The 4,369-nt window shown below is 44.1% G+C and carries 5 protein-coding genes; 1 reads left to right on the top strand and 4 read right to left on the bottom strand.

The annotated features are described in order from the left end of the window. Nucleotides 1-200: 200 nt before the first annotated feature. Complete coding sequence (locus WBA23_RS08210; RefSeq protein WP_424581791.1) at nt 201-806, bottom strand: hypothetical protein; 606 nt, start codon at nt 804-806, stop codon at nt 201-203. A gap of 11 nt (nt 807-817) precedes the next feature. After that, nucleotides 818-1,783 (bottom strand): NAD(P)-dependent alcohol dehydrogenase, encoded by a 966-nt coding sequence (locus WBA23_RS08205; RefSeq protein WP_424581790.1) that lies wholly within the window; start codon nt 1,781-1,783, stop codon nt 818-820. 195 nt (nt 1,784-1,978) lie between these two features. Between WBA23_RS08205 and WBA23_RS08200 the strand changes: the two genes are divergently transcribed. Then, the gene (locus tag WBA23_RS08200; RefSeq protein WP_424581789.1) at nt 1,979-3,100 is read left to right on the top strand and encodes a BamA/TamA family outer membrane protein; all 1,122 of its coding nucleotides are present in this window, start codon (nt 1,979-1,981) and stop codon (nt 3,098-3,100) included. A gap of 14 nt (nt 3,101-3,114) precedes the next feature. On the opposite strand, the gene WBA23_RS08195 is transcribed toward WBA23_RS08200, so the two are convergent. Together WBA23_RS08195 and WBA23_RS08190 are read right to left on the bottom strand one after the other, a co-directional pair. Then, nucleotides 3,115-3,441, bottom strand: coding sequence for a hypothetical protein (locus WBA23_RS08195; RefSeq protein WP_424581788.1), 327 nt, complete (start codon nt 3,439-3,441; stop codon nt 3,115-3,117). A 10-nt stretch (nt 3,442-3,451) separates the two neighbouring features. Continuing rightward, nucleotides 3,452-4,315, bottom strand: coding sequence for a hypothetical protein (locus tag WBA23_RS08190; RefSeq protein ID WP_424581787.1), 864 nt, complete (start codon nt 4,313-4,315; stop codon nt 3,452-3,454). Nucleotides 4,316-4,369 lie beyond the last annotated feature (54 nt).

Raw genomic sequence — 4,369 nt, 5'->3', positions numbered from 1 at the left:
ACGCACTATTAGGAAGCCTCTTCGGTTCGGAAGATGGTTTTAAGAAGTTTCTGAGTAAGCAAGAAACTACAGCTTTCATTGAGGAGTTTAAATCCTTCTATCATACATGGGAACAAAATGGAAATAGGCCTCTTGAATATGAATTTAAAGTTGTTCCTGTTAAAAAAGGTTGAATAGACCAAATAACTAAACTAAAATAATTACAAGCAGTTCTGATTATAGTAATCCGCCACTTCAAAAGAATATTTAAATACTTTCTGCTGAATCTTTTCTTGTAAGCTAGGGCAGTCCCAAAAGTACTTTACGAGATTCTTACGCTTCAATCCAAATACTCCCTGGGTAGCTCTCACCAGTAAGGGTTCGTTCCCTTTACGAAAGTAGTCCGCAGCGTCTATCGTGTCGTTATCTTCGTCAATCCATTCCCACTGGTAGTGAGTGAGTTTACCTCGGCTAACTACTCGTAAGAAAACCTGCGCCCCATCGTTTGGGACAATCTCGTAGTACGCATCCAGCAGGCTGATGCCTTTTGAACGAACGTAGTACCGCTCGTATACACTATTACCCACTTGATAAGCTAACAGCTTCTTAGCTCGATATTTTCGTCGTATGCCGCCCCTTTCCGGTTTGAAACGAATCTTGGTAAGCAGTTCGGTACCGATAAAGGTTTCCCGCCGATCCATTACCTGCCCCCGAAGCGTATCGCCCGAAGTAAGTACTACGTAGCCAGGAACATAGTTCTTTTGCCCCAACGCAGTAAGCGAAAGAAGGAATCCACCGAACAGAAATAAAAAGAACAATTTAACCATAATGCATCACGCTAATTCGGTAGTGAGATGACTACGTTTCCGGTTTTTTGCCCGGAAGCTACGTAGCGGAAGGCTTCCTGAATCTGGTCTAATGAATAAGTACGATCAATTATCGGGCGAAACTTATTAGCCTCAAGTAGTTCGCTAATGAAGTTAAGACTTCTTGGAATATTGAGCGGCACTGGAAACTTTACTTTTTTGCCACCCATCAACGGAGTGACTAATGCTAAAAACGGGTTTTGTGCTCCGGGTCCTAACTCCGATGAAATATAAATTCCTCCCAGTTTAAGTAATGATCGACACCGGCCAAAAGTGCTTTTGCCTACCGCATCAAATACGAAATCATACTTCTCATCATCCTGCGTGAAGTCTTCTTGCTCGTAATTAATCACTCGATCTGCTCCCAGTGATTTTATAAGGTCTACGTTTTTGGTATTAGCCGTAGCGGTCACATAAGCCTCAGTGTACTTCAAAAACTGTAACGCCGCCGAGCCAATTGCTCCGGTAGCACCGTTGAGCATTACCTTACTACCCGCCTGAAGATCAACCTTATTGATAAAATTGTAGGCATAGTGCGCTCCCTCGGCGCTAGCGGCAGCTTGCTCGTAGGTAACTTCCTCCGGTATAATTGCGATCGGTTGGTCTTCCGCAATGGCTAAGTATTCGGCGTGCGTTGGCAGCCCGTTATCATTAAATCCCCATACTTTATCGCCTACCTTGAAGCGGCTAACACTGTTTCCGACTGCTTGCACCTCTCCGGCAAAGTCAGTTCCGGTAGTGGCTAATTTCGGTTTTGTTAGTCCGGTGAATAGTCTTATGATCGCCGGGCGTCCGCTAAGCATCCCGCAGTCAGTACGGTTCACGGTAGTAGCCTGTACGCGCACTAAAATTTCGTTATCATTCGGCTGGGGTTGATCTACCTCTTGGACAGATAAAACATTAGGTGAGCCGTATTGTGTCCGAATTGCTGCTTTCATGAGGGCTGAAAATTTAGTCTTCACTAGCAATATCATCTTTTTAGTTCATACTTAAAATCAGACAAAAAAGGTTAATCACCAAGATTTGCTTAGTAGACATAATATTCTGAACGATGGCCCATATCCTCTTCTAAGAAATTCCGTTACTACACGGGTATGTATCTTTTCATTCTCTAGATCCTCTTTATTTTTCCGATGCGCTACTGCTTAATTCTACTTTTTTCACTATTTACTCTTCAGAGTCAGGCCCAAGTATGGGATGTCACCAAGCGAGTTTTCAATAGTGTGTTTAACGATACGGTTTCCTCCGAACGACCCAAGTTTATCGCCTATCCTACCCTGGCGTATTCGCCCGAAACCCGTTGGGAGTTTGGAGTGAGTGCTCTCTATGTGTACTACGCCAAGCAAGATACCAGCAACCGCCTAAGCGAGATTAATGCATTTTCTTTTTTAACCCTAGAAAGTCAGTACGGTCTGTGGATTGATCATGCACTCTACTCCGATCAAAGTAAGTGGTTTTTTTTAGGACGACTGCGTTTTCAGCAGTTTCCGTTGCTATACTATGGTATAGGTCCAGACACCCCCGAAGAAGAGATTGCTCGGGTAGATGCTGGCAGCATTGCTCTAAGGGAGCGAGTGCTACGTAATATTGGTGGTGATTTGTATTTGGGTACGTGGTTCGATTACCAGCGACTAAGCAGTGTGGAATTCAATACGCTTACGAACGAACCGATTGACTTCCCACGGGGCAGTAACGGATCCACCAACTTTGGGATTGGACTAGGCTTGGTTTATGACAATCGGCACAATGTATTGAATGTACGCGAGGGCTTTTTCGGCGAAACTGGTTTTCTGCACTACGATAACGCTTGGGGTAGCGACTTCCCGTTTACACAGTTCTTTCTGGATGCTCGTTACTTCTACCCCACCACGCGGAGTCAGGTACTGTCCGCGCAAATTGTAGCCAACAGCACCTGGGGTGAAGTCCCGTTCAACCAATTATCCCTAATGGGGGGCGAAAGTATGATGCGAGGCTACTACCTGGGTCGTTATCGGGATAAAACGCTGTTGGCCACTCAGCTCGAGTACCGCTTTTTGCCGTTTCCGTTCAGCAAACGGTGGGGTGCTGCAGCCTTCGTTAGCACCGGAGGTGTTTCCCCCTCACCGCGCGAAATTGACTTGGGCGACTGGGTAGTAGCGGGCGGAGCGGGAGTCCGCTTCCTTATTTTTCCTAGCAAAGATATATTCACCCGCCTGGATGTTGCTTTTACGGAAGAAGGGCCTGGGGTTTACTTTTTTATTGGCGAGGCTTTTTAGGAGTAAATTATGGTTTAGAAAGAAATGCCGGTTATTATGCTGAAAGTAGTGGCTCTGGATCTAAAGTTATCCTGTTGATTGGCTGACCCTGATGCAAAAAGATTTTGATGAGATCCGTAACTTAAATTGTAACGGGCTTCTAAGAGTAGATTGTTCCTCTCAGTCATTGCGTAGGTTATTCCTAACGCACCTTCCAGTCCTAGTTGAAAGCGCCCCCCTTCCATCCACTCTCTTTGGTTTAAACTAGTTTGGTTTGCCCGCACACCTAGCAGAAAAGTTCCGGTTGGGCCAACTGCAATTGTAGGGCGAATCTTTCGGTGAATCGCGGAATACCGTACCATAATTGGGGTTTTAAGGTATGAGTAAGACAGCAGAATGTCTTCCGTTGCGTGTTCTACCGTACCATAGCTCAGATTGCAAGGAAAAGCGCTCACCTATAAACGTATCCTTTATTCTTAGAAAGGTACCGAACGTGATATGGTTGCTAGTAGGCAGGTTCGCTAAAAGCTCCGGTCTAACATAAAGCATATTCGTAAAAGTTATATCAGAAGCACTGCCACCAATTAGTAGTCCCACGCGGGTTTGCACTACAGATTGCCTCTTAGAGTAAGTGATGCATTCATACTCATCACACACTTGGTTGTGATAGTTTTCTGCTATTTCGATGAGGTCATCGTGTCTAAGATCAGTACTATTTATCTCGTCAGATAGACCAGAGGCATCAGAAAATGTGTATTTCAGTACTTGCTTATACGCATCCTTCCGTTTAAAGTATCTTTTCCCTTCTCGCTCAACCTCTACTACATCAACAACTAACGGCAGAATCTCTTCGCCTTCTTTCTCAATGTAGTAGTGGTCTCCAGCTTCGTCGCGGAAAAAGTATATATCAGCGATACCATCAATAAGGTATTCTAGAAACAGCTCCTCTGTTCCGCCATTCATCTTTACCAATTTTGATACGTAATATTTTCCGGAAGTAAAGCGGTATCCCATTATCTGATCAGGAGTATAAGTAACGACATTGGCGTTTCTATCTTTTCTGAAGCTACACTTATTGGCACTTTTTGAGACAGTCTTATAGTCAATAAGCCCATAAACCGTATCCTGCTGGAGTGTTACAATGTACCCTTCTCTAAATTTCTCTTGCCCGTATCCAGGCAGCTTTACGAGTAGTAGAAACGCTACTAACCAACTGCATTTTATGCATTTGTTCATATCAAATATTATATACTCTGAATACAATTATAATAATATAATATCTGTATGAAA

The sequence above is a fragment of the Tunicatimonas sp. genome, from assembly GCF_049647865.1.
GTDB lineage: Bacteria > Bacteroidota > Bacteroidia > Cytophagales > Cyclobacteriaceae > Tunicatimonas.
This window is presented reverse-complemented; position numbering and strand designations above follow the sequence as displayed.

Excerpts from the sequence above, each read along its gene's own strand:
- WBA23_RS08210 (WP_424581791.1), bottom strand. The coding sequence starts at position 806 with ATGGTTAAATTGTTCTTTTTATTTCTGTTCGGTGGATTCCTTCTTTCG.
- WBA23_RS08205 (WP_424581790.1), bottom strand. The coding sequence starts at position 1,783 with ATGAAAGCAGCAATTCGGACACAATACGGCTCACCTAATGTTTTATCT.
- WBA23_RS08200 (WP_424581789.1), top strand. The coding sequence starts at position 1,979 with ATGCGCTACTGCTTAATTCTACTTTTTTCACTATTTACTCTTCAGAGT.
- WBA23_RS08195 (WP_424581788.1), bottom strand. The coding sequence starts at position 3,441 with ATGGTACGGTATTCCGCGATTCACCGAAAGATTCGCCCTACAATTGCA.
- WBA23_RS08190 (WP_424581787.1), bottom strand. The coding sequence starts at position 4,315 with ATGAACAAATGCATAAAATGCAGTTGGTTAGTAGCGTTTCTACTACTC.